General features: G+C 66.5%; 26 protein-coding genes. 21 read left to right on the forward strand and 5 right to left on the reverse strand.

Annotation, left to right across the window (positions count from 1 at the left end):
- Positions 1 to 4 precede the first annotated feature (4 nt).
- The gene (rbfA, locus tag FDW83_RS05895) at positions 5 to 514 is read left to right on the forward strand and encodes a 30S ribosome-binding factor RbfA (protein ID WP_138136663.1); all 510 of its coding nucleotides are present in this window, start codon (positions 5 to 7) and stop codon (positions 512 to 514) included.
- A 79-nt stretch (positions 515 to 593) separates the two neighbouring features.
- Here the strand turns inward: rbfA and FDW83_RS05900 are convergent, their stop codons facing one another.
- The gene (locus FDW83_RS05900) at positions 594 to 1,724 is read right to left on the reverse strand and encodes a ScyD/ScyE family protein (protein WP_138136664.1); all 1,131 of its coding nucleotides are present in this window, start codon (positions 1,722 to 1,724) and stop codon (positions 594 to 596) included.
- A gap of 179 nt (positions 1,725 to 1,903) precedes the next feature.
- Between FDW83_RS05900 and FDW83_RS05905 the strand changes: the two genes are divergently transcribed.
- Positions 1,904 to 2,392, forward strand: a complete 489-nt coding sequence (locus tag FDW83_RS05905; protein WP_138136665.1) for a nucleoside deaminase — start codon at positions 1,904 to 1,906, stop codon at positions 2,390 to 2,392.
- A 2-nt stretch (positions 2,393 to 2,394) separates the two neighbouring features.
- Positions 2,395 to 2,832 (forward strand): thioredoxin, encoded by a 438-nt coding sequence (trxA, locus tag FDW83_RS05910; RefSeq protein WP_138136666.1) that lies wholly within the window; start codon positions 2,395 to 2,397, stop codon positions 2,830 to 2,832.
- A gap of 35 nt (positions 2,833 to 2,867) precedes the next feature.
- Here the strand turns inward: trxA and FDW83_RS05915 are convergent, their stop codons facing one another.
- On the reverse strand, positions 2,868 to 4,019 hold the full coding sequence (locus FDW83_RS05915; RefSeq protein WP_171027461.1) for a pyridoxal phosphate-dependent aminotransferase: 1,152 nt from the start codon (positions 4,017 to 4,019) through the stop codon (positions 2,868 to 2,870).
- A gap of 116 nt (positions 4,020 to 4,135) precedes the next feature.
- On the opposite strand from FDW83_RS05915, the gene truB reads away from it, so the two are divergent.
- The 10 genes from truB to FDW83_RS05965 all read left to right on the forward strand — a co-directional run bounded on the left by truB (position 4,136) and on the right by FDW83_RS05965 (position 14,245).
- Complete coding sequence (truB, locus tag FDW83_RS05920) at positions 4,136 to 5,074, forward strand: tRNA pseudouridine(55) synthase TruB (protein ID WP_138136668.1); 939 nt, start codon at positions 4,136 to 4,138, stop codon at positions 5,072 to 5,074.
- Between the two features lie 3 nt (positions 5,075 to 5,077).
- On the forward strand, positions 5,078 to 5,431 hold the full coding sequence (locus tag FDW83_RS05925; protein ID WP_138136669.1) for a hypothetical protein: 354 nt from the start codon (positions 5,078 to 5,080) through the stop codon (positions 5,429 to 5,431).
- Between the two features lie 19 nt (positions 5,432 to 5,450).
- Entirely contained in the window at positions 5,451 to 5,924 is a 474-nt protein-coding gene (locus FDW83_RS05930) for a hypothetical protein (RefSeq protein WP_138136670.1), read from the forward strand.
- A 78-nt stretch (positions 5,925 to 6,002) separates the two neighbouring features.
- Positions 6,003 to 6,986, forward strand: a complete 984-nt coding sequence (locus tag FDW83_RS05935; protein WP_138136671.1) for a bifunctional riboflavin kinase/FAD synthetase — start codon at positions 6,003 to 6,005, stop codon at positions 6,984 to 6,986.
- 80 nt (positions 6,987 to 7,066) lie between these two features.
- A complete protein-coding gene (gene kynA, locus FDW83_RS05940) occupies positions 7,067 to 7,921 on the forward strand; it encodes a tryptophan 2,3-dioxygenase (protein WP_138136672.1) in 855 nt (284 codons plus the stop codon).
- Positions 7,918 to 9,177 (forward strand): kynureninase, encoded by a 1,260-nt coding sequence (locus FDW83_RS05945; protein WP_138136673.1) that lies wholly within the window; start codon positions 7,918 to 7,920, stop codon positions 9,175 to 9,177. The genes kynA and FDW83_RS05945 overlap by 4 nt, the downstream gene beginning before the upstream one ends.
- A 197-nt stretch (positions 9,178 to 9,374) precedes the next feature.
- The gene (gene rpsO / locus FDW83_RS05950; RefSeq protein WP_138136674.1) at positions 9,375 to 9,644 is read left to right on the forward strand and encodes a 30S ribosomal protein S15; all 270 of its coding nucleotides are present in this window, start codon (positions 9,375 to 9,377) and stop codon (positions 9,642 to 9,644) included.
- A gap of 237 nt (positions 9,645 to 9,881) precedes the next feature.
- Positions 9,882 to 12,143 carry a polyribonucleotide nucleotidyltransferase gene (locus tag FDW83_RS05955; RefSeq protein ID WP_138136769.1) on the forward strand — a complete coding sequence of 754 codons (2,262 nt, stop codon included), beginning with the start codon at positions 9,882 to 9,884 and terminating at the stop codon, positions 12,141 to 12,143.
- 110 nt (positions 12,144 to 12,253) lie between these two features.
- On the forward strand, positions 12,254 to 13,597 hold the full coding sequence (locus FDW83_RS05960; RefSeq protein ID WP_138136675.1) for a pitrilysin family protein: 1,344 nt from the start codon (positions 12,254 to 12,256) through the stop codon (positions 13,595 to 13,597).
- Positions 13,598 to 13,684: 87 nt separating this feature from the next.
- Positions 13,685 to 14,245, forward strand: a complete 561-nt coding sequence (locus tag FDW83_RS05965; RefSeq protein ID WP_138136676.1) for a DUF1579 family protein — start codon at positions 13,685 to 13,687, stop codon at positions 14,243 to 14,245.
- 658 nt (positions 14,246 to 14,903) lie between these two features.
- On the opposite strand, the gene FDW83_RS05975 is transcribed toward FDW83_RS05965, so the two are convergent.
- A complete protein-coding gene (locus FDW83_RS05975; protein ID WP_138136677.1) occupies positions 14,904 to 15,170 on the reverse strand; it encodes a MoaD/ThiS family protein in 267 nt (88 codons plus the stop codon).
- A gap of 5 nt (positions 15,171 to 15,175) precedes the next feature.
- Complete coding sequence (gene moaA, locus FDW83_RS05980) at positions 15,176 to 16,306, reverse strand: GTP 3',8-cyclase MoaA (RefSeq protein ID WP_171027462.1); 1,131 nt, start codon at positions 16,304 to 16,306, stop codon at positions 15,176 to 15,178.
- Positions 16,307 to 16,483: 177 nt separating this feature from the next.
- Here moaA and FDW83_RS05985 point away from each other — a divergent pair, with 177 nt between their 5' ends.
- From FDW83_RS05985 to FDW83_RS06015, 7 genes are all read left to right on the forward strand, one after another.
- Positions 16,484 to 18,037 carry a molybdopterin-dependent oxidoreductase gene (locus FDW83_RS05985; RefSeq protein ID WP_370281170.1) on the forward strand — a complete coding sequence of 518 codons (1,554 nt, stop codon included), beginning with the start codon at positions 16,484 to 16,486 and terminating at the stop codon, positions 18,035 to 18,037.
- Positions 18,038 to 18,060: 23 nt separating this feature from the next.
- Entirely contained in the window at positions 18,061 to 19,302 is a 1,242-nt protein-coding gene (gene glp, locus FDW83_RS05990; RefSeq protein WP_138136678.1) for a gephyrin-like molybdotransferase Glp, read from the forward strand.
- A complete protein-coding gene (gene moaC, locus FDW83_RS05995) occupies positions 19,290 to 19,784 on the forward strand; it encodes a cyclic pyranopterin monophosphate synthase MoaC (protein WP_138136679.1) in 495 nt (164 codons plus the stop codon). Before glp ends, moaC begins: the two co-directional genes overlap by 13 nt.
- Positions 19,781 to 20,311, forward strand: a complete 531-nt coding sequence (locus FDW83_RS06000; protein WP_138136680.1) for a molybdenum cofactor biosynthesis protein B — start codon at positions 19,781 to 19,783, stop codon at positions 20,309 to 20,311. The genes moaC and FDW83_RS06000 overlap by 4 nt, the downstream gene beginning before the upstream one ends.
- Complete coding sequence (locus tag FDW83_RS06005) at positions 20,301 to 20,771, forward strand: molybdenum cofactor biosynthesis protein MoaE (protein WP_138136681.1); 471 nt, start codon at positions 20,301 to 20,303, stop codon at positions 20,769 to 20,771. The genes FDW83_RS06000 and FDW83_RS06005 overlap by 11 nt, the downstream gene beginning before the upstream one ends.
- Positions 20,772 to 20,843: 72 nt before the next feature.
- Positions 20,844 to 21,614 (forward strand): 4-hydroxy-tetrahydrodipicolinate reductase, encoded by a 771-nt coding sequence (gene dapB / locus FDW83_RS06010; protein ID WP_138136682.1) that lies wholly within the window; start codon positions 20,844 to 20,846, stop codon positions 21,612 to 21,614.
- 3 nt (positions 21,615 to 21,617) lie between these two features.
- Positions 21,618 to 22,097 carry a hypothetical protein gene (locus FDW83_RS06015; protein WP_138136683.1) on the forward strand — a complete coding sequence of 160 codons (480 nt, stop codon included), beginning with the start codon at positions 21,618 to 21,620 and terminating at the stop codon, positions 22,095 to 22,097.
- A 17-nt stretch (positions 22,098 to 22,114) separates the two neighbouring features.
- Here FDW83_RS06015 and FDW83_RS06020 read toward each other — a convergent pair whose 3' ends face one another.
- The gene (locus FDW83_RS06020; protein ID WP_138136684.1) at positions 22,115 to 23,347 is read right to left on the reverse strand and encodes a heparan-alpha-glucosaminide N-acetyltransferase domain-containing protein; all 1,233 of its coding nucleotides are present in this window, start codon (positions 23,345 to 23,347) and stop codon (positions 22,115 to 22,117) included.
- A gap of 133 nt (positions 23,348 to 23,480) precedes the next feature.
- Between FDW83_RS06020 and FDW83_RS06025 the strand changes: the two genes are divergently transcribed.
- A complete protein-coding gene (locus tag FDW83_RS06025; protein WP_240720865.1) occupies positions 23,481 to 23,825 on the forward strand; it encodes a hypothetical protein in 345 nt (114 codons plus the stop codon).
- The last annotated feature ends 143 nt before the right edge of the window (positions 23,826 to 23,968 follow it).

Consider the following 23,968-nt stretch of genomic DNA (forward strand, 5'->3'; position numbering starts at 1 on the left):
GAACATGGCCGATCCGGCACGTGCTGCCAAGTTGGCGCAGCGGATTAAGGTTGTTGTTGCTGAGGCCTTGAGCCGGCGGGTCAAGGATCCGCGGCTTGAGGGAATTACGGTCACCGATGCCCGGGTCACTAATGACCTGCAGCATGCCACCGTGTACTACACCGTTTTTGGGGACCAGACTTTGCAGGCTGATGCCGCGAAGGGACTGGAGAAGGCCAAGGGCGTCTTGCGCCAGGAAGTGGGCAGGAACATCACTGCCCGGCTGACTCCCACGCTCGAGTTCGTGGCTGACCAGATTCCCGTGAACGCCTCTAACCTGGAGGAACTGCTCCGCGAAGCCCGGAAGCGTGATGCCGAGGTGGCCGCCCTGGCCGCCAATGCCAAGCACGCCGGCGACGCCGATCCCTACAAGAGCGACGCGTCCGCCGAGGTGGACCTCGACGAAGACGACTTCGACGAAGAGGACCTTGACCTCACCGACCCCGACGGGATACACGAGGACGGCAACAAGTAGCACCGGCACAGCAGAAGGCCCGGACCATGGGGTCCGGGCCTTCTGCTTCCCCGAAAATCTCCGCCGACGGCTGCTACGTCTAGTCGAAGTCGACCTCGATGAGCTTACCCTCGGGCTTGGGCATGGGAGCGTCGGGTGTGGCCGGGTCCGGTTGCGGAGGAAGGGCGTCAATCGTGGCGAAAACGTCGCCGTCCCTGAACTCGACGGCGGCCGGCAGGTTCACCTTCAGGAAGTGCGAGCGTTCGCCCTGGTACGTGAACTTCAGGATTTCCCCGCCGAACAACGACGCTACGTACACATCGCCCTCGTCCGAAACTGCCAGGCCTGTGGGGCTGACTATCGCGTTCTGCCAGAGCACGGTCGCGCCGGTCCAGGGGTTGACCTTGAAGATTGCTCCACGGGGACCAAGTGACGGGTCCTCCGGGCCGCCGGGAAGGGATGACACGTACAGCCAACCGTCGGGGCCAATTTCCACGTCAGTGGGAACCGGTTCAAAGCCGTAAGTAAAGCCAGCGCAGCTTGGTACTCCCAAAGATTGTGCAATCTTGTGCGTGATGGTCAGCGGCCGGGGTGGCAAAACCGCCACCGTCGAAATGCTGCCGGACTCCAGATCCACCTTGAGGACCGCATTCATGCCGGCATCGGCCACGTAGGCCGTGTCCTCACGGACCGCCACAGCGTAGGGGTTGGAGTCCAACGTGCCCGTGTACTGCGCAGGCGGGGCATCCGGACGGGATGCCGCTTCGGCAAGGCACTGCTGGCCCGTGTCTGCCTCAAAGCCGTAATGCTGGCCCGCATCCGGATTGAACTTCCGTTCGTAGTCAGCGAGGTCTGCGATAGTACGGGCTTCGCCATCCGAATCAAGGGCTTTCAGGTATCCCCTTAGTCCGTCAGGCCCCTGCCCGGCTCCAAAACTCTCCAGGAAGTAGGCGGTGGAGTCATGGATATCCACCCCGGCTACCGACCAACCCTCGTTTGGGGTGGTGTAGACATCATCCAAGTCGCCATCATCCTCGACATGCGTGAGGATCCCGGCGAAGGCCTGGCTGACGAGGACAGACTCGTCCTTGTCCACGGCGAGGTGGAGAGGTGACAACAGGCCTGTCGCCATCACCTCATAATCCGGCTCATCCGTGGCGGCGATGGCCGGTGCTGCCTGGACCATTGAGGTAACAGCAATGCAGGCGATAAACGTAAGGTGTTTCTTCATTTGGGTACTCCGTTTTTGGCGCCCATGCCGGGCCGGGTAAGAAGCCTCTTCGAGGCGAAGTATCGCGCGCGGTCCCCGGCGACAGGATATGCCTGTGGTGCCGCTGTGTCGTCGGGCGTTTTCCCCCAATTCCACCCCCTATTTGCACCCCCTAACCGCGCCTTGGTTAGGATCTGACTATGACTCAGGTGGACTACAACCACGGCGATGCCGCGCAATATCTCAAGCAGGCCGTAGAACTGGCCACGAGGAATGTGGCGGACGGCGGCGGCCCCTTCGGGGCAGTGGTGGTCACCCCGGACGGACGCACCTACGAGGGCGTCAACAGGGTTACCCGCGATAACGATCCCACTGCCCACGCTGAAGTAGTGGCAATCAGGACGGCTGCAGCAGCACGGGGCACCTTCAGCCTGCAGGGCTCCGTCCTGTATGCAAGCTGCGAGCCGTGCCCGCTTTGCCTGGCCTCGGCCTTGTGGGCACGCATCGACCGGGTCTATTTCGCTGCCGACCGCCATGGTGCGGCTGCTGCCGGCTTCGACGATGCGGTTTTCTACGAGTATTTCAGCGGTTCCCGCCCGGAGCTCCTGCCCGTCACGAGAGGCGACATCCCGGCGTCGGACGCTCCCTTCCATGCGTGGGGATCGCACCAGCGCCGGACGGAGTACTAGGAATGGAACCCACGCTGATCGCCTGCCCGTCGTGCGGCAGGACGAACCGGATTCCGGCCCAGGCCGCCGGGCAGCCGCGCTGCGGGAACTGCAAGGCCGGGCTGCCGTGGATTGTCAGCGCCGGGGATGCGGACTTCGCCGCAGTGGCGGAGCGGTCCCCGGTGCCTGTGCTGGTGGACTTGTGGGCGGAGTGGTGCGGCCCGTGCCGCATGGTGAGCCCGGTCCTGGATCAACTCGTCCGGGAACGCCCGGGCCGGATCAAACTGGTTAAGGTGGACGTGGACTCGTCGCCCGGCCTGTCCCGCCGTTTCGACGTCCAGGCAATTCCAACCCTGATGGTATTGGTGGACGGAAAGGTGGCGGCCCGCCAGGCGGGGGCAGCGCCTGCCGGGGTCCTGCGCTCATGGCTCGATCAGGCGCTTTCCGGAGCGGCGCGTTAGGAGATCCCCGGCGGCAGGAGTTCCGGGGGCGGTGCTTACTGCGCCGGCAGCCGGGACAACCCCTCCAACAGATCCTGCTTCCGGCCGCACAGCGCTATCCGCACCCAGCCCTCACCGATGGAGCCGAAGGCAGTCCCCGGCGCGAGGGCAACCCCGGAGTCGGCAAGGAAGCGCCGCGCCCAGCTGCGCACGTCTCCGCCGCTGGCATGTGATACGTCCGCCCACAGGTAGAACGCCCCTTGGGCCTGAAGGTAAGGAATCCCCTTGGCATCGAGGACGGCGGAGGCAGCGTCCCGGTTCTCCCGGTAGTGCCCGTGCGCCGCGCGGACATAGTCCTGGGGCCCGGTGAGGGCGGCGAGCGCAGCATACTGCGAGGGCGCAGCCACGCAGGAGACGATCGACTCCATCACGTTGTCCATCTGCTGCTTCAACCCGGGCGGGCAAACCAGCGCGCCGATCCGGAGCCCGGTGAGCCCGTACGTCTTGGACAGCGTCAGGGAGGTAAAGACGCGCGCTTCTCCCGGCGTGCCGCCGTCGAACCTCGCGGGACTGACATGCGGTACATCGTAGGTAAACGCCTCGTAGCACTCGTCCGAGATGACCCAGAGGTCGTGGCGCCGCGCCAGGTCCATCAGCCCGCGCGTCAGGTCCTCACCGAGCACGGCACCCAGGGGATTCGACGGCGAATTGAGCACCAGGACCCGGGTGCGCTCCGTGATGAGGGCTTCGATGTCCGCTGTGCGCGGCTGGAAGCCGTGCTCCGGGTACAGGGGGTAGCCAACAGGATGCGCCCCCAGGAGCCGGCCGGTCATGGCGAAGGTGGGATAGCCGGGGTTGGGAATCAGGATCTCGTCGCCAGGCGCGAGCAGCAGGCTCATGGCGAGGTGCAGGCCCTGCTGCGCGCCGGCCACCACATAGATACGGTCGGCGCCCACGTCAACGCCCTGCTGCTCCCGGAAGCGGGCGGCAAAGGCTTCGCGCAGCCCGGGAATTCCCGCGTTGGGGGTGTAGTTGGTTTCGTCGCGGTCCAGGCATGCGATTCCGGCGTCGAGGACGTGGCGGGGGAGCGGGAAGCCCGGCTCCCCGATGCTGAGGACCAGGGCGCCGGGGATACGCCATGCCGCTTCCGTGATCTCGCGGATCTGGTTGACGGGCACGTCGCGGACATGGGCGGCAAGCTCAGGCATGCCTGCCATCCTAGCGGCCGCTGCTTCCGCCGCCGGCACCTGGCCTGCCGTGCGCACAGGCACCGCCGCCCGCCGTCGGGCCTTCCGCCCCGGACAGCCCCCATATACTGGAAGGCGTGCTTTCTGGACTGGTGATAGTGGACAAGCCGCAGGGATGGACCAGCCATGACGTGGTTGGCCGGATGCGGCGCCTGGCAGGTACCCGGAAAGTGGGGCATGCGGGGACGCTTGATCCGATGGCCACCGGCGTCCTGGTGCTCGGCGTCAACAAGGCCACCCGCCTGTTGACCTACATCGTGGGCACCTCCAAGACCTACACCGCCACCATCCGGCTGGGCCAGTCGACCGTGACTGACGACGCCGAGGGCGAGGTCACGGCGACAGCCGGCACCGCTGGCGTCAGTGACCAGGCAATTCACGACGGCGTCGCAGCACTGACGGGGGACATCCAGCAGGTGCCCAGCAGCGTCAGCGCCATCAAGGTCAACGGCGAACGCGCCTACGCGCGGGTCCGCTCCGGGGAGGACGTCAAGCTGTCCGCCCGCCCGGTCACCATCCACCGGTTCGAGGTCCATGCCATCCGGCGGGACGGGGAAGCCGGCTTGCTGGACCTGGATGTCACCGTCGAGTGCTCCTCCGGCACCTATATCCGCGCGCTGGCCCGGGACCTGGGCAAGGCACTGGGCGTCGGCGGTCACCTTACCGCCCTGCGCCGGACCCATGTCGGCCCGTACTCGCTGGCGCAGGCCCGCACCCTGGAACAGCTTGCGGAGGAACTGAACATCCTGGACATATCCCAGGCCGCGCGGGCCCTGATGCCCAACCGGGAACTGACGGCGGAAGAAACAACCGAAATCTCCTTCGGACGGCGCATTGCCGCCGGTGCTGCTCCCGGAAGTCCGGATGCACCAACCGCCGAGCATCCTGCCGCAGCCTTCGCCCCCGACGGCAGCCTGGTGGCGCTGCTCGCCGATTCCGGCAGCTACGCCAAGCCCGTCCTTGTCTTCGAGCCCGGCAACGGGGCTCCCGCCAGCGCCACGGCCGGGAAGGCCTGAAGGGTGGACGCGTACTTTTACATCATCCTGGTGGTCGGCCTGCTGTCCACGGTGACCTGTGTAGTGGCCGGCATCCTCAAGAAGGCGCCCAACGACGTCACCATCCTGTCGGTCGCGGCGGTGGAACTGGCTCTGGTGGTCTACCTGGTGGGGTCGATCGTCCGTGTCATTGCCGGCGAACCCATCGCGGGCGAGGCCTGGGAGTTCTGGGGCTACCTTGCCACGGCGATGCTCCTGCCTCCGGCGGCCGTCTACTGGTCCATCCTTGAACGGACCCGGTGGAGCAACTTCGTCCTGGCCGCCGTCGGGGTTACGGCCCTGGTGATGGCCGCCCGCATGAACCAGATCTGGTACTGAAGTGGAAGAAGCACGCAAAGTGAACGACCAGCAATCAACCTCCGCTGCCGGCAGCCGCGCCGCCGCCGGCCGGCGCGACACCCGCAACACCGGCCCCGGGCGCCTGCTCATCGCCGTATATGCGGTTTTCGCCATCTCCGCTTCGGCCCGCGCCGGCTACCAGATCCTCACCAAGTTCTCCGAGGCCCCGCTGGCCTACCTGCTGTCCGCCTTCGCGGCGCTGGTGTACGTGGTGGCCACCGTGTCCCTGGCCAAGGCCGGCAGCACCTGGTTCAAGGTGTCGGTTGCCGCTGTGCTGGTGGAACTGGTGGGTGTGCTGGTGGTGGGCGCACTGAGCGTGTTCGACCCCGTGGCGTTCCCGCACGAAACCGTCTGGTCCCTGTTCGGCCGCGGCTACGGATTCATCCCGCTGCTGCTGCCGGTGCTCGGCCTGGTATGGCTGTACCGGCGGCGTCCCGGGCAGGGAAACGGCACCGTAAAAGGGGCACCGTGAATACGGGTAACCTTGAAGAGTTCCGCGGCCGGTCCGGTTGCGGAGCGTTGATGCTGCAGGCGTTTTAAGGCGAGGGTGATGGTCTACATCTGGCACGACCCGTCCGAGGTCCCGGCGGACTTCGGACCCTCTGTTGTCACCTTCGGGAACTTCGACGGGGTTCACCGCGGGCACCAGCAGGTGCTGTCCCAGCTGATCCGTTCGGCCCGCCTTACCCGGTCAAAGGCAGTGGCGGTGACCTTCGATCCGCACCCGGCGTTCATCCACCGTCCGGAGTCCGCGCCGGAAATGATCATGGGCCTGGACGACAAGCTCGAGGCGCTCGGCGAACTTGGCCTCGACGCCATCCTGGTGGTCAAGTACTCCCTCGACCTGGCCAGCCTCACCGCCGAGGAATTCGTGGAGCAATACCTGGTGGACTGCCTGCACGCCAGCCACGTGGTCATCGGCCACGACGCCCGCTTCGGCCGTGGCAACTCGGGGGACCTGGACACCATGCAGGCCCTGGGGGAGAAGTTCGGGTTTGAAGTCCGGGTCATCAGCGAGTTCGGTTCCGAGGGGTATCCGCTGCATGACGACGGCGGCAAGGACCGCCGCTGCTCGTCCACCTGGGTGCGGGAAGCCCTGCAGGAAGGCGACGTCGCAACCGCGGCCGCGGTGCTGGGCCGGTGGCACCGGATGCGGGGTGAAGTGGTCCACGGCGCTGCCCGCGGGCGTGCCCTGGGCTTTCCCACCGCCAACCTGTCCTCCGATGCGAGCGGGCTGATCCCGGCCGACGGGATCTACGCGGGCTGGCTCGTGGACCAGGCCGGCAAACGCTGGCCCGCCGCGATTTCGGTAGGCTCCAACCCCACATTCGACGGCGTCAGCCGGCAGGTCGAGGCCCACGTCATCGACCGGCCTAAGGAAGCCGTGGAGGACTTCGATCTGTACGGCCAGACAGTCATCATAGAATTTGTGTCCCGCCTGCGGGGGATGGTGGCTTATCGTGGGCCTGAAGCGCTGGTGGACCAGATGAAACTGGACGTCGTCCAGGCACACGACCTCCTGACCAGGCGCTGACCGCCGGGCAGCAGCCGTTCCTGTCCCCACCAGCCTCCGGCGGCAGGGCCTGCCGGGGCGTCCCGCAAGGAAGGCAGTACGTGTCGGTCGAGAAGAACACCCGCAAGCTGGACAAAGGCATTGTCCGGGATTTCAGCTCCCGGATGAGCTACGCCTCCTACCTGCAGCTGCCCACCCTCCTGAGTGCCCAGCAACCGGTGAGCGAGCCGGAGCACCATGACGAGCTGCTGTTCATCATCCAGCACCAGACCACGGAACTCTGGCTGAAGCTGGTGCTCCATGAGCTCCGCAGCGCCGCCGCCTGGCTCCGTGCTGACGACCTCGGCTCCGCCCTGAAGGGGATCGCGCGAGTGAAGCACATCCAAAAAACCCTGACGGAACAGTGGTCTGTCCTGACCACCCTGACGCCCACCGAGTACTCCCGGTTCCGGGGCTTCCTCGGCAACGCCTCCGGTTTCCAGTCGGCCCAGTACCGGGCCGTCGAGTTTGTGCTGGGCAACAAGAACCGCAAGATGCTTCCGGTCTTCGAATCGGACCCGGAAGCGTCTGCCATGCTGGGTGAGCTGCTCGAAGCCCCCAGCATCTACGACGAGTTCCTGGCGTACCTCTCACGGCACGGATTCGACGTGCCTGCCGCAGTGCTCAGCCGGGATGTCACCCGGGCCCACGAGTTCACTCCGGAACTGGTGCCGCTCTTCAAGCACATCTACGAGCACGCGGAGGACAACTGGAGCGCCTACGAGGCCTGCGAGGAACTGGTGGACCTGGAGGACAACTTCCAGCTCTGGCGCTTCCGCCACCTGCGGACCGTGCAGCGGACCATCGGCATGAAGACCGGAACCGGTGGCTCCACCGGTGCTGCCTTCCTGCAGAAGGCCCTCGAACTGACCTTCTTCCCCGAACTATTCGCCGTCAGGACGGAAATCGGACAATGAGCATCGACCAGGCACAGTCCGCTGCAGCAACGGATGAAGCACTTCGGCGGCGGGCCGAAGAGCTTGACCGCCAGGATCCGCTGGCACACTACCGGGCCCACTTCATCGGCACGGAGATGCCGCTGTCCTACCTGGACGGCAATTCGCTGGGCCGGCCGTTGAAGCGGACTGCCGAAGACATAGCGGCCTTCGTCCGGGAGGAGTGGGGCGGGCGGCTGATCCGCGGCTGGGACGAACAGTGGCTGAACCTGCCGCACGCCATCGGCGACCAGCTGGGACGTGCAGTCCTGGGCGCCGCGCCGGGGCAGACGATTATCGCTGACTCCACCACCGTGGTTCTCTACAAGGTGACCCGTGCCGCTCTGGCCGCGGTGGCGGACCCGGACCGGAACGAACTGGTGCTGGACACCGGGAACTTTCCCACGGACCGGTATCTCGTGGAAGGCATTGCCCTTGAGGAGGGCCTTACCCTGCGCTGGATCGAAACCGACCCCGCGGCCGGGGTGACGGTTGACCAGGTGCGTGCAGTGACCGGGCCGCGCACCGCCGTCGTACTCCTGAGCCAGATCGCCTACCGTTCAGGCCACCTGGCGGACCTGCCAGCCATCACCAGGGCAGTGCACGACGCCGGCGCGCTGGTGGTGTGGGACCTGTGCCATTCCGCGGGGTCGGTGGTGATCGACCTTGACGGTGCCGGCGTGGACTTCGCCGCGGGGTGCACCTACAAATACCTCAACGGCGGCCCGGGATCGCCGGCGTTCGCCTACGTCAACCAGCGGCACCTGGCAGCGCTGAACCAGCCGATTTGGGGGTGGATGGGGCGTAAAGATGCCTTCGAGATGGCGCATGGGTACGAACCTGCTCCCGGCATCCGCGGGTTCCTCAGCGGGACGCCGGCCATCCTCGGGATGGTGGCAATGCAGGGAATGCTCGAGGTCATCGAGGAAGCCACCATGGTTGCCGTCAGGAAAAAGTCGGAAAAGCTGACGGCCTTCGCCGTCGACATCTTCGACGCCTGGCTGGCGCCGCTTGGGGCTGAACTGGCGTCGCCCCGGGAGCCGGGGGAGCGGGGCAGCCACATCACCGTGGACCACCCGGACTTCACCAAGGCCATGGTGGAGGCGCTCTGGGACGGCGACGTGATCCCCGACTTCCGGTCGCCCCGCGGGATTCGGGTGGGGCTGTCGCCGCTGAGTACCAGCTTCGGCGAGGTGCTCCAGGGCATGGCAGCGATCCGGGACCGGCTGCAGGGCTGATTCCCACGCGGGTACGCCTGTTTCGACAGGTTAGGGGAGTGCCGGTAAACTTGACGATGGATCCGGCTGCAGTCCGTGGCGGCTGGTTCCTGTTGCACGCGGCTTCTATCCGGTTTTGTCCGGATGCGGTGGCGGCGGCAGACCCGGCAGTGAGTTTCTGACCGGGCCCTCACGGCACATTTTCCCAAGGAGTTATTGTGGCACTTGACGCCGCTGTAAAGCAGTCCATCATCAAGGAATACGCAACCTCGGAAGGCGACACCGGTTCGCCCGAGGTCCAGGTTGCCGTCCTGACCCAGCGGATCAAGGATCTGACTGAGCACATGAAGGAGCACAAGCACGACTTCCACACCCAGCGCGGTCTGCTGGCCATGGTGGGTCGCCGCAAGCGCATGCTGAGCTACCTCAAGAAGACTGACATCGCCCGCTACCGTTCGCTCATCGAGCGCCTCGGCCTGCGCCGCTAGTCTGGCTTTGGGCGGCCCTTTCCGTACGGAACGGGCCGCCTTCTTTCAACACAACTAAACAGGAGGATCAACCGCATCACGCATTCGCGGTCCTCGGTAGTGATCCCCGGGAAGGCTTCCTTCAGGAAACTTCGGCCCGTGGGTCTCGATCGATGACCGGGTGCAGGGCCAGTAGACAGATGCTGGACTGGGTTGATGCGGCTGGACTTCCGTGAAACAGAAACGGAGGTGACTCTCTTGGAGGGTCCCGAAATCCAGTTCTCGGAAGCAGTCATTGACAATGGCCGCTTCGGCAAGCGCGTAATCCGCTTCGAAACCGGCCGCCTCGCCAAGCAGGCAGCCGGTGCAGCCATGGTGTACATCGACGACGACACCGCGCTGCTGTCCGCCACCACCGCCGGTAAGCACCCGCGCGAAGGCTTCGACTTCTTCCCGCTGACGGTCGACGTCGAAGAGCGCATGTACGCTGCCGGCCGCATCCCGGGCTCGTTCTTCCGCCGCGAAGGCCGCCCGTCCACCGAAGCGATCCTGGCCTGCCGCCTGATGGACCGCCCGCTGCGCCCCGCCTTCATCAAGGGCCTGCGCAACGAGGTCCAGATCGTCGTCACCGTCCTGGCTATCAACCCGGACGAGCTGTACGACGTAGTGGCCATCAACGCCTCCTCCATCTCCACGCAGCTGTCCGGCCTGCCGTTCTCCGGCCCCATCGGCGGCGTCCGCGTTGCCCTGGTTGCCGACGAAAACGGCTCCCAGTGGGTTGCTTTCCCCAAGCACTCCCAGCTGGAAAACTCCGTCTTCAACATGGTGGTTGCCGGCCGCATTGCCGGTGACGACGTCGCCATCATGATGGTGGAAGCCGAAGCTACCGACAACTCCTGGAACCTCATCAAGGAACAGGGCGCCACCGCCCCCACGGAAGAGGTTGTTTCCGAGGGCCTCGAGGCTGCCAAGCCGTTCATCAAGGCACTCTGCGAAGCACAGGCCGACCTGGCTGCCCGCGCTGCCAAGCCCACCGTCGAATTCCCGGTCTTCCTGGACTACGAGGACGACGCCTACGCCGCCATCGAATCCGCTGCCACCGAAAAGCTGACCGCTGTCTTCCAGATTGCTGACAAGCAGGAGCGCGAGAACGCTGCGGACGCACTGAAGGACGAGGTCCTCGCGGACCTTGCCGGCCAGTTCGAGGGCCGCGAGAAGGAACTGTCTGCAGCCTTCCGCTCGCTCACCAAGCACGTTGTACGCCAGCGCATCCTCAAGGACCAGATCCGCATTGACGGCCGCGGCCTGACGGACATCCGCCAGCTCACCGCCGAGGTTGAGGTCCTGCCGCGCGTACACGGTTCGGCAATCTTCGAGCGCGGCGAGACCCAGATCATGGGCGTCACCACGCTGAACATGCTGAAGATGGAACAGCAGATCGATTCGCTGTCGCCGGTGAAGACCAAGCGCTACATGCACAACTACAACTTCCCGCCGTACTCCACGGGTGAAACCGGTCGGGTGGGCTCGCCCAAGCGCCGCGAAATCGGCCACGGTGCCCTGGCCGAGCGCGCCCTGGTGCCGGTGCTGCCGTCCCGCGAGGAATTCCCGTACGCCATCCGCCAGGTGTCCGAGGCCCTCGGTTCCAACGGTTCCACGTCGATGGGTTCCGTCTGCGCCTCCACCCTCTCCATGCTGAACGCCGGCGTGCCCCTGAAGGCCGCCGTCGCCGGTATCGCCATGGGCCTGGTTTCCGACCAGGTGGACGGACAGACCCGCTACGCGGCACTGACTGACATCCTTGGCGCTGAAGATGCCTTCGGCGACATGGACTTCAAGGTTGCCGGCACCTCCGAGTTCGTCACGGCCATCCAGCTGGACACCAAGCTCGACGGTATCCCCGCGTCTGTGCTGGCAGCAGCCCTGAAGCAGGCCCGGGAAGCCCGCCTGCACATCCTCGAGGTTATGGATTCGGCCATCGACACCCCGGACGAGCTCTCCGAGTTCGCACCGCGCGTCATCGCCGTGAAGATCCCCGTGGACAAGATCGGTGAGGTCATCGGCCCCAAGGGCAAGATGATCAACCAGATCCAGGAAGACACCGGCGCCGACATCTCCATCGAGGACGACGGCACCGTCTACATTGGCGCCACCGACGGACCGTCTGCCGAGGCAGCACGCTCCGCCATCAACGCCATTGCCAACCCGCAGGTTCCGGAAATCGGCGAACGCTACCTGGGCACGGTCGTCAAGACCACCACCTTCGGTGCCTTCGTGTCGCTGACCCCGGGCAAGGACGGTCTCCTGCACATCTCCGAGCTGCGTAAGCTGGCCAACGGCAAGCGCGTGGACAACGTGGATGACGTCGTGTCCGTGGGCCAGAAGGTCCAGGTGGAGATCACCAAGATCGACGACCGCGGAAAGCTGTCGCTGGCCCCGGTGGTAGCCGAGGAAGAGGGCGCCGAGGATGAGACCGAGCGTGCCCACACGACGGAACCTGTTGAAGGCGCTGACGTCTAACACGTCCGGTCTCCGGCACAAGCATTAATCGGCGGGGCCGGTGGATGATCCACCGGCCCCGCCGCTGTTACGATGGCAGCCAGATCCGGCTGCCCCTGTGAAAGGCCTCAATGACTGTTGTACCCCTGCCGCTTGAGCAGAACCACCGCGGCGACACCCTGGTCCACGGATCCGACGGCGGCTCCGAGGTCCGGCGTTCGGTGCTGCCCGGGGGAGTGCGGGTGCTGACGGAGGCGATGCCCGGGCAGCGGTCTGCGACCATCGGGTTCTGGGTTGGCGTCGGGTCCCGGGACGAAGCCCCGGGCCAGCACGGCTCCACGCACTTCCTTGAGCATCTGCTGTTCAAGGGCACCAAGCGCCGCACCGCCCTGGAAATCGCGTCGGCGTTCGATGAGGTGGGCGGCGAGTCCAACGCGGCCACCGCGAAGGAAAGCACCTGCTACTTCGCCCGCGTTTTGGACTCGGACCTGCCGATGGCCATCGACGTGATTGCCGATATGATCACCGGCGCCGTGCTTGATCCCGCTGAGATGGAGCAGGAGCGCGACGTCATCCTCGAGGAAATCGCCATGGACAGCGATGACCCCACCGACGTCGCCCATGAGCATTTTGTATCAGCTGTCCTCGGCAGCCATCCCCTGGGCAGGCCTATTGGCGGCACGCCGGCAGCGATCAAGGCTGTGGCCCGTGACTCGGTCTGGGAACACTACCGCCGCTACTACCGTCCGGATGAACTCGTGATCACGGCCGCCGGCGGCCTGGAGCACGACGTTGTCTGCGACCTCGTCATCGATGCCCTCGAGTCAGCCGGCTGGTCCCTGGAAGCGGACGCGTCCCCGGTCAAGCGCCGCTCCACGGAACGTGCGCTGATCACCGGTACTGCAGGCCTTCATGTGGTCAAGCGCGCGGTGGAACAGGCCAACATCATCATGGGGTGCCCCACCATTGTTGCCACCGACGAGCGCCGGTACGTGATGAGCGTCCTGAACGCAGTCCTGGGCGGTGGCATGTCGTCGCGGCTTTTCCAGGAGATCCGCGAAAAGCGGGGCCTCGTGTATTCCACCTACTCGTTCGCATCCTCCTATGCCGACGCCGGTTACTTTGGCATGTACGCGGGATGCACGCCCTCCAAGGTCCGGCAGGTGCTGGACCTGTTGGGTGTGGAGCTGGACAAGCTGGCTGAGCACGGGATCTCTGATGATGAGCTCCGCAAAGCGGTGGGCCAGCTCTGCGGCGGGATTGTTCTCGCCCTGGAAGACACTGGCTCGCGGATGTCACGCCTGGGCCGCGCCGAACTCGTTTCCGGCGAGTACCAGGACATAGATGAGACCCTTCGGCTCATCAAGGCCGTTACTGCCGAACAGGTCCAGGATTTGGCAGCTGAACTGGCCGCCGCACCCCGGACGGTTACGGTGGTTGGTCCCTTCGAAGAGACGGAAACCTTCGGACTCTGACCCCGGTCCAACGCATTCTTTCGGCCTAAGATGTAGCCATCCGACGTGGGAGGAAGGCTTCGGAGGAAGCGGTGAGGGGTGATTGGCGTGGGTGCCTTTCCTGCCGGTGATCCTTCTGGGGACCGCGCCCGGGCCGAGCATCCTGCCTTGGCCGGCCTGCTCGGCCGTTGGCTGGGGAGTACGCGGCTCGCATCAGGGCCGTGGGGACCTGAACGGACAGTCGAGGCCGAGGTGACTTACCGCCGCGCGGCCGGTGGGTTTGCCGTGGTGCAGAGCTACCGTCATCTCGAACCTGACGGCTCGCACTTCGAAGGCCACGGAGTTTTCACGATCGACCCCGATCATAAAGACGTCCTCTGGTACTACGTGGACAGTTCAGGACCTGCACCGGACGCGCCCGCGCGCTGTACGTGGCGCGACGGCATCCTTCGTGTGGAACGCCGGGGGAGCGCAGGCTGGACACGGCATTCTGTACGTGTTGACGGCGAAGTCCTCACGCACGTTACCGAACTGCGCAGGCAGGGCCAGCCCGGAGTTCCGGAGCAGGCAACCGAAGGAAGCGTTGTTGGCGACGTGCACGGCGCAGGCGCCAACGGCACGGGCTCCGCGTTCATCCCCTTCATGACCTCCACGTTCCGGCGCAGCTGACAGAAGGATCTGGCGACTTCCTCAGTCGGGCTACGACAGCATCAGTTCCCAGTCCGGCTGCGGACCGGGCGGCAGGATAAAGGGCTTGGCGTAAAAGGCGTCCCATACAGGGTCTTCAGGTGGGAAATCGTCGGAGTCCATGAGGTTCTCGCCAAAGGTTCTTCACCTGAAGGTTCGTTACCAGGGGGTTCCACGTGCGGCGGTGCCGTATCGAGCCATGCAGGATATGCGGAGGAAGCTGCATCCGGCAGCATGGACCAACCACACACCTCTGAACGCTGTGCTCCCGAATTGCGTTGCTCCACGTCAGGCTCCTCGGCCAGTGTGGCGGCCGCCAGTCGGGTTGTCCGGCTTGGTAGTGGCGGCCGGTGGGTGAGGTCCAGCCGGGTGGTTCGTTCGTCACGTGCATCCGTTCGAGCCGGATCTCGTAGGCCCGCCCCAAAACATCCACTCCGTCCCCGACGGCACCTGAAGCGCCGGCGGAAGCGAGGGCGGCGTCCTTGGCGGTGAGCGCGGTGAGAGCGTCAGAAGAGGCGTGAACGTCCTCCATCGCTGCCGCCGCCCCGACACCGTTTCCCATACCAACATCATCGGCGGAGGCACTGATTTTTTGGCGCGGCCGGCAACGAGAGCCGGAACCAGCAAAGAGAAGGAAGCTTTACCCGCCGGCAAACGGCGGCAGCACATCCACAACGTCGTCGGGGCTGAGCACTGTGGAATGGACCCGGACGGCCACCTCGTTCAGCAGGAAGCTGCTCCGCGACAGGACGCGGGGAAGCGCAGGAGTCCCGGCAGGAGGTTCCGGCCGCTCCACGGCGAGCACTGCCTCAAGGAGCCCGGCGACGGTGGTGCCTTCCGGCAGGTCAAACTTTTCTTCCTCAAGCCCGGCAGCAGCGCGCGCGGCAGCAAAGTAACGTACATGCATTGGTGTCAGCCCCCGATGGCGCTCATACTGCGGTCCGGCTGGACGAAGTCCGGAGCGTCAAGTCCCACGTGGTCCATGCCGTGGGCCTTTGGCTTGAGCCACATGGCATCCTGCCAGCGCCGTGCGAGGTCCTCGTCAGAGGCGCCCGAGCGCAGGAGTCCCAAGAGGTCGTATTCCTCGTGCGAGAACAGGCAGCTCATGATCTTGCCCTCAGCCGTGATCCGGGTGCGGCGGCAATCCGAGCAGAAGGGCTCGGTCACCGAGGCAATAATTCCCACGGTGCCCAGCACCGGCCCGTGCACGGAAGCGTCGTCCGCGCCGGACCCGGCCGCCCGCCGTCGTACTTCAAAACGCTCGGCCGGTGCGCCGTCTCGGGCGCGCGGATCCGGGGAGAGGACAAAGTCGCGGGACAGGAGTTCGCGGATCTCCGAGGCCGTGATCATGTCGCGCCGCGTCCAGCCGTGGTCGGCGTCAAGGGGCATCTGCTCGATGAACCGCAGTTCGTAGCCCCGGCCCAGGGCCCACGCGAGAAGCGACGGCGCCTCGGCATCGTTGATGCCGCGCATCAGCACTGCGTTGAGCTTGACCGGTCCCAGCCCGGCAGCCCACGCCGCATCCACGCCGGCCAGGACCTGGTTAAGGAACGGCCGGCGGGTCAGTTGGGTGAAGGTTTCCTCGTGCAGGGAGTCCAGCGAAACGTTGATGCGCGTCAGCCCGGCTGCCTTCAGCGCTGCAGCCTTCTTGGCCAGGCCGACTGCGTTGGTGGTCATGGAAATTGGCAGGTCGGGGTGGTTGCGCCGCAGTTCGGCAATGATCTCCACGAGGTCGTGCCGGACCAGCGGCTCGCCGCCGGTCAGCCTCAGTTCGCGGACACCAAGGCGTTCCACGCCGATCCGTACGATCCGGACAATTTCCCCGGCCGTCATCACGGCCTGCTTCGACAGCCACTCCAGGCCCTCGGCCGGCATGCAGTACGTGCAGCGGAGGTTGCACTTGTCCGTCAGGGAGAGCCGCATGTCCGTGGCACGGCGTCCGTACCGGTCCACAAGCCCGGCACCCGCAGTGGCAGGGCGGACGGCGGGTACGTTACTGCCGGCAACCTCCCGTGGCTGCGGCATGCCTAGCTGGACGCTCATGAATTCAGGCTACGCCACTATGCGCTGCACATCACACTCGTGACCATCCGGCGGACGTCCACGCGCACCGCCTCCGCTGGGGACACCTGAAACTATGCTTGAAGGGTGGACAATCCACAGCCTGGGCAAACCACGCACGACGGCGGCACGCGCGTCAGGATACACGCCGACAGCCGGGTGCAGCGACAGTTACGGGACGGCCCGCGACGCCGGTTCGCGGCAGCCGCCGGTGTTGTTGCCGCCGGCGCGGCAGTGGTGGCTGGAGAACTCCTGGCCGGGCTGGTGAGCCCTTCGCTGTCGCCCCTGACGGCCGTCGGCGGCGCTGTTATTGACGCCGTTCCACCCGGGGTCAAGGACTGGGCCGTTGCGCTGTTTGGCACGGCGGATAAAGCTGCCCTCCTGGCCGGGATGGGCCTGGTCATCGCAGTCATTGCCGCGCTGGCCGGAATCATGGAAGACCGCCGCCGGCATACGGGTGTGGCAGTAGTAGGCGTGTTCGGGCTGGTTGGCGTGGCCGCTATAGCGACGCGCGCCCAAGCGACGCCGGCGGCTTTGGCCCTGCCCCTGGTGACCGGGTTAATGGCCGCAGTGATGCTACGGTTCCTGATTGGCAAGCTCCAGAACTGGGCAGCAACGCCGCATGCAGGATCAGGGGAAGGCAGTTCGCGCCGGCGTTTCCTGCAGGACCTGGCCGGTGGTGCAGTCTTAACGGCAATCGGCGGAGCCGTCGCAGGAGCCTGGCGCGGTGCCACCGCCGGAGTGAGCGAGGCGCGGGACCGGCTCGCACTGCCGCAGGCCGCCTCACCGGCCCCGGCCATACCCCCCGGCGCCGCAGCCGGCGTCGAAGGCATGCAGCCCCTGATCACGCCCAACCCGGACTTCTACCGCATCGATACCGCCCTGTCCGTGCCCGCGGCCGATCCGGACACGTGGGTCCTCAAAGTTACCGGTATGGTGCAGCGGGAGGTGGAACTGGACCTCGCCGGGCTCCTGGCCAAGCCCCTGGCTGAACGGCACATCACCATTGCCTGCGTATCGAACCCGGTAGGCGGAGACCTGATCGGCAACGCCCGCTGGCTGGGCTGGCCGGTCCGGGAACTGCTCGCGCAGGCCGGGCCCCTCCCGGGCGCCGACATGGTGCTCTCCCGCAGTGCCGATGGATGGAGCGCGGGAACGCCGCTGGACGTCCTCACGGACAGCAGGGACGCCCTCCTGGCCGTGGGCATGAACGGGGAACCCCTCCCGCTTGAACACGGCTTCCCCGTGCGGCTCGTGGTGCCGGGACTCTACGGCTACGTCTCGGCCACAAAATGGGTTACGGAGCTCAAGGTCACCACATTCGCCGACGACGCCGGCTACTGGACGCCCAGGGGCTGGTCCGAACGCGGGCCCATCAAGATGTCGTCCCGCATCGACGTGCCCCGGAAGGGACGGCCGGTGCCGGCCGGAACCGTGATGTTCGGCGGCGTCGCATGGGCCCAGCACACCGGAATTGCGAAGGTGGAGCTGCGGGTCAACCGCGGCCCGTGGCGGGAGACGGAGTTTTCGCCCGGCATTTCGGTGGACACCTGGTACCAGTGGAAGCTCGGGGTGGACCTGGGGCCGGGACAGCATGAGGTCCAGGTCCGCGCCACCGACCTCGCCGGCAAGACCCAAGACGAAGAGCAACGGCCGGTGGCACCCGACGGGGCCACCGGGTTCCACACGGTTAGAGTGGACGTGAGATCCTGACGGCCGCAACCGAAGGCACAGCCATGACCAGCACGCACCCGCACGCTCACCACGACGGCCGTGCACGCTCCATTGCCCACCACCTCGCCGCCGTCACCGAACTCCTCCGCCCGGTCGCCGCCCTCGCCCGCACGGAAACCGTGCCCCTCTCCAAGGCGCTCGGCCGCGGCCTGGTGCATGACGTCATGGCACCCCTCAGCCTGCCGCCCTTCGCCAATTCCCAAATGGACGGTTACGCCATCCGCTGCTCCGAGGTGCCCGACGGCGGCGCGGCCCTGGGCATCGCGGCTCCCGTCCCGGCGGGGGCCAGTGCGCCCCCGCTGGGGGAGGCAATGGCTGCCCCCATCATGACCGGTGCGATGATGCCGGCCGGTGCTGACGCCGTCGTACCCATTGAACGCGCCATCCCGGACCACTTTCCCGCTGCAGGGGAGGGCGGAACCGTGACACTGCCCGCCACGGTGCCCGGCACCTTTGTCCGCGCAGCCGGAAGCGACATCGCGGAAGGGGAACGGGCCCTTGCCGCGGGCACATTCCTCGGGCCCCCGCAGCTTGGGCTGCTCGCCGCCCTCGGCATCCCCAAGGTCACCGTTTACGTCCCTGTGACGGTGCTGCTGGTGGCCACGGGGGACGAGGTGGTGGAGCCGGGAAGGGCGCTCCCGGCCGGCAAGATCTACGACTCCAACGGAACCCTCCTGGAAGCCGCCATGACCCAGGCCGGGCTGCAGGTCCGGCGTGCCGGGATCATCACTGACAACCCGGACGAACTGCGGAAACTGTTGCGGAACCAGGGTGCAAATACGGACCTGATCGTCACCACCGGAGGAGTCAGCAAGGGCGCCTACGAAGTAGTACGGCAGGCGATGACTGACCAGCCCGTCGACTTTATGCACGTCGAGATGCAGCCCGGCGGCCCCCAGGGAATAGGCACGTTCGAAGGGATCCCCTTCCTTGGGTTTCCGGGAAATCCCGTCAGCTGCCTGGTCTCGTTCGAAATGTTCCTCCGGCCCGCTCTCTCGGCGCTGCTCGGAACTCCGGCACCGCGCGTGCCCCTCCGCGCCCGCCTGCACCAGCCGCTGACGTCGCCCGGGCACAAGCACCAGGTGCGCCGCGGCACCCTCTGCGCAGATGGCACTGTCCGGCTGGAGGGCGGCGAAAGCTCACACCTGATGCATGCCCTGGCCGCCTCGAACGCGCTGGTGCACGTTCCCGCGGGGGTATCCGCGCTCGCGGCCGGTGATGAAGTGGAAGTATGGATGCTGTGAATGCAGAACAAACCCCTGCCGCGCTGACGCACCTGCGCCAGGACGGCAGCGCCCAGATGGTGGACGTCTCCACCAAGGCCGAGACCACCCGCGAGGCCACGGCCACCGCAACCGTCAACACCACCGCGGAGGTCATGGGCCTCCTGGGTACCGGCGGGCTTCCCAAGGGCGATGCGCTCGCCGTAGCCCGCGTTGCCGGCATCATGGCGGCAAAGAAGACCCCTGAACTGGTGCCGCTATGCCATCCGCTGCCGCTGTCCAAGGTGACGGTGGACTTCGACCTGGTTGCCACCGCCGTCGTTATCGTGGCCACCGTCAAGACCCGTGGTGTTACCGGCGTGGAAATGGAAGCCCTCACCGCAGCGTCCGTGGCCGCCCTGAGCGTCTACGACATGATCAAGGCCGTGGACAAGCACGCGGTCCTCACCGACATCAAGGTACTGGCCAAGAGCGGCGGCAAGAGCGGGGACTGGGCACTGTGAGCGCCCAAGCAACCCACAGCGCACCGGAACCGCACAGGCACGGTGAAGTGCAGGGGCGCAAGGCGGGGGTGGTCATCGCCTCCACCAGGGCCGCCGCCGGGATTTACGACGACGAGACCGGCCCCGTGATCACCGACTGGCTGACCGAACACGGCTTTGACGTGTACCCGGCCATGGTGGTCCCGGACGGTGAGCCCGTGGGCGCCGCGATCCGTGCCCTCCTGACCCAGCGGCCCGCCGTCGTGATCACCAGCGGCGGTACCGGCCTGAGCCCGGACGACCGCACACCGGACGTCACACTGCCTTTGCTGGACCGCGAGATTCCGGGCATCATGGAGGCCATACGTCGCGCCGGTGCGGCCAAGACACCGCTGGCAGCCCTGAGCCGCGGGTATGCGGGTGCTGCCGGCAGCACCTTCATTGTTAATCTCCCCGGTTCACCCAAGGGAGTCATGGACGGGCTCACCGTCCTGGACACGGTGATCGGGCACCTTTGCGACCAGCTGGAAGGCGGACATGGGCACTGAATCAGCATTCGAGGTGGTGACGGCTGTCCTGAGCGCGGAACCCATTTCCGTGGACCAGGCAATCGCCGCCGTGGAAAGCGATACGGCCGGCGCCGTGGTCAGCTTCAGCGGCGTGGTCCGCAACCACGACGGCGGCAAGCCGGTTGAACGCCTCAGCTACAGCGCGCACCCCACGGCATACCAGGTGATGGCCGACGTCGTCGCCCGCCTTGTCGCCGAACAGCAGGCCTCCGGGCCCGCGGACACGGGAAGCCAGCCAGTCCGCATCTGGGCCGCCCACCGGACCGGCATGCTGGAAATCGGCGATCCCGCCCTGGTGTGCGCGGTGTCCGCGGCCCACCGCGGCCAGGCCTTCGCTGTCTGCTCCGAGCTGGTGGACCGCATCAAGGAACAGGTGCCCATCTGGAAGGAACAGTTCTTCTCGGACGGAACCGTTGAATGGGTGGGCGCCGGCGCCTGAGCCCCGCTGCCCGCGAGGTAACGCACACCGCCCGGTTCCTTGCCGCGCCAGGCCCGCCGGTAGGGTTAAGCCATGACCGAACAACACTCCGAACCCATCCTGGTTGCCGTGCTGGGCGCCAACGGACGCATGGGCGCCGAAGCCGTGAAAGCCGTTGAAGCCGCACCCGACATGAAGCTCGCCGCAGCCCTGGGACGGGGTGACTCACTGGACCAGGTTACCGCTGCCGGTGCCAACGTGGTGGTGGACCTGACGGTTCCGGAAAGCACGGAGGCTAACGTCCGGTACGCCGTCGAACACGGAATCCACGCCGTCGTGGGGACCACCGGCTGGGACGCCGGCCGCCTGTCCTCGCTCGAGGCGCTGCTGGCCGAACACCCGGAAACCGGCGTGCTGATCGCCCCCAACTTTGCCGTGGGCTCGGTCCTGGCATCGGCCTTCGCCGCCAAGGCCTCCAAGTACTTCGAATCCGTGGAAATCATCGAGCTGCACCATCCGGACAAGGTGGACGCGCCCTCCGGCACAGCCGTCCGCACGGCGCAGCTCATCGCTGCCGAGCGTGCCGCTGCCGGGGCTGCGCCCAGCCCGGACGCCACCACCAGTGAAATGGCCGGCGCCCGCGGCTGCGACGTCGACGGCGTCCGGGTCCACAGCGTGCGGCTTCGCGGGCTGGTGGCGCACCAGGAGGTTTTGCTCGGCGGTCCCGGCGAACAGCTGACGTTCCGGCACGATTCCTACGACCGGGCCTCGTTTATGCCTGGCGTCCTTCTCGGCGTGCGCAACGTCGCCAGCCGCCCCGGCCTGACGGTGGGCCTGGACGGCTACCTGGACCTGGGACTCTAGGCCATGGGCGGGTTCCTGGCGGCCCTGCGAAAGAACCGCACCAAGATCTGGGTGGGGGCGGTGACGCTTCTGCTTGTTTTCTACCTCGTGGTGTCCTTCCAGCGGTCGCTCCTGCTCCTGACGGACAGCAACCTGGCTGCACAGGCGATCGGCGCAGCCTACCTGGTGCTGCCCGTCATCGGTGCCTGGGCGCTGATCCGCGAGCTGCTGTTCGGGGCGCGCACGGAACAGATGGCCAAGGTCCTGGAAGCCGAGGGCGGACTGCCCGTGGATGAGCTGCCCCGCACTCCCGGCGGCCGCATTGTGCGGGCCGCCGCGGACGCTGAATTCGAAAAGTACCGTGCCGAGGCTGAGGCCGCTCCCGATGACTGGCGTTCCTGGTTCCGCCTGAGCTGCGCCTACGACGCCGCGGGGGACCGCAAGCGTGCCCGGGCGTCCATGCGGGATGCCGTCCGGCTGTTCCGGGGCAAGGTTCCGGCGTAGTTCCGGAGGCTTGCCCCCTAACGGACCGCCTTGACCTGGCCCCGACCCGCCTGGCTTGCCGCATGCGCCAGCCACTCCAGCGGGCCGCGCCACTTCAGCAGCACGAAGGCCATGCCGACGATGATGGCGGTGGCCGCCTGGGCAAAGTACATGCCGTCCTCGGTCCAGCCGGCGGGCAGCGGCTTCAGGTAGAAGCCGGAGACCACCCAGACGTGCACGGTGTACAGCGACAGCGTCATGGCACCCGCCCCGCGCAGCGGCAGCAGCAGGTCCAGGTCCACCCACTCTGCCAGCCTGCCCAGGAGCAGGCAGACGCCGATCACGGCGGCGGCCACGCCCGAGGTGTGCAAGAGGTCCAGGGATGTTCCGGAGTGTGGCGCAGCGGATGCCAGCCACCACCATGACCCTTCCTGCGGAATGCCCGTCAGGTTCACCTGGAGGACGCTGTGCAAAGGGTAGCCGGGGGAGTCGAGGATCGCTTCCAGGGCTGCCCTGCCGCCCCAGCTTTCCATCGCCGTTACCCCGAGGGTTTTTGCCGCCACGGCCACCACCGTTCCCGCCACCAGCAGCACAACGGGCACCAGGGCCCTGGTGAGGACCAGCCGGCCGATCACAAGGCCCACCAGCAGGTATGACATCCACTGGACCACGGGGTAGTAGCCGGTAAAGAACAGGTCTGACAACAGCCGCGCAGGCGTCCCCAGGTCTTCCCACTTCGGATTGTGGCCCAGCTTCAGCGGCGGCTCGGCGGCGAGCAGCCAGGGCCGCAGCAGGTAGGCCAGCACCGGCGAGGCCAGGATCCAGCCGGCGGCCCAACCACAGAGCTGCTTCAGTCCCACCCCCAGGAACGGCAGGACGCACAGGAACAGCACCGCGTAGTGCACCAGGATGATGGCCAGGCTCACTTCCAGTCCGCCCAAAGCCAGGCCGACGGCGGCAATCACCAGGGCGCGCAATGCGACCCCCCGGCGGGCGGCACTGAGGTCACTGCCGGAGAGCGGCTTGTTCCTGCCGGTGGACAATGCCAGTCCCACACCGGCCAGCACTGCGAACAGGGCTGCGGCCCGCCCTGAAAACGTCAGTCCGACCCAGGTTGGCGTCAGGTCCGCATTCGATTCGAAGGTCGGCAGCAGATGGGTGGCCATCATGCCCAGGAGGGCAACACCGCGGGCAGCGTCAATGCCGTGGAGCCGCGCCGAAGCCGGGCCCCCGGTTTTCCTGGACGCTTTGGCGGGGGTTCGGGACGTCATGTCCAGATCGTCTCACACCTGCCTTTGAACCAGCTGCCAAGGATGCGGCGCCCGGACAATCCCTTCACGTGCCTGGCCGGACGGGGGGCGCAGGCGCTTGTATTCGAATATGTGTTCGAATAGCATGGAGGGCATGCAAACCCCAGCACGCGATATCCCGGCAGAAGGGCGGGGCGGCCCCCAGCAGGGCAACGCCGGCCTCCTCAAAGCCATGAGTCCCGGCGTCGTGGACTTCCTCTTCCGGCAGCTGGTGGCAGGCCGGCCCGCCGAGGACGTCCAGTGGGAGCAGGAAGGCATCAGCCTCGCCAGCCAGCCCGAAGGGGCCGAGCTTGCAAGGCGTCTTGCGGAAACAGACCTTGACGCCCTCACGCCCCTGGAACTGTTCCATTACGTCAGGGCGGCCCAGCGGCTCGCCGACTGGGCGGAGGGCCTCAGGCAGGCTGCCGTTGCCAGGTACTGCGGAGCGCCCCCGGCGTAAGGTGCTTCCGGCGAGGGTACAGCGGGACTGGGAGCCGCAGCGGGGACCGGGAGGTGCCGGAACCTCGTTGACAGCTCGCGACGCAAGCGGTCAACGAGGTTCCGGCATGCAATTTGACCTTCATCACGCCGAGGGCATTGTCC

The organism is Pseudarthrobacter sp. NamE2 (assembly GCF_005796205.1).
Classification (GTDB): Bacteria; Actinomycetota; Actinomycetes; order Actinomycetales; family Micrococcaceae; genus Arthrobacter.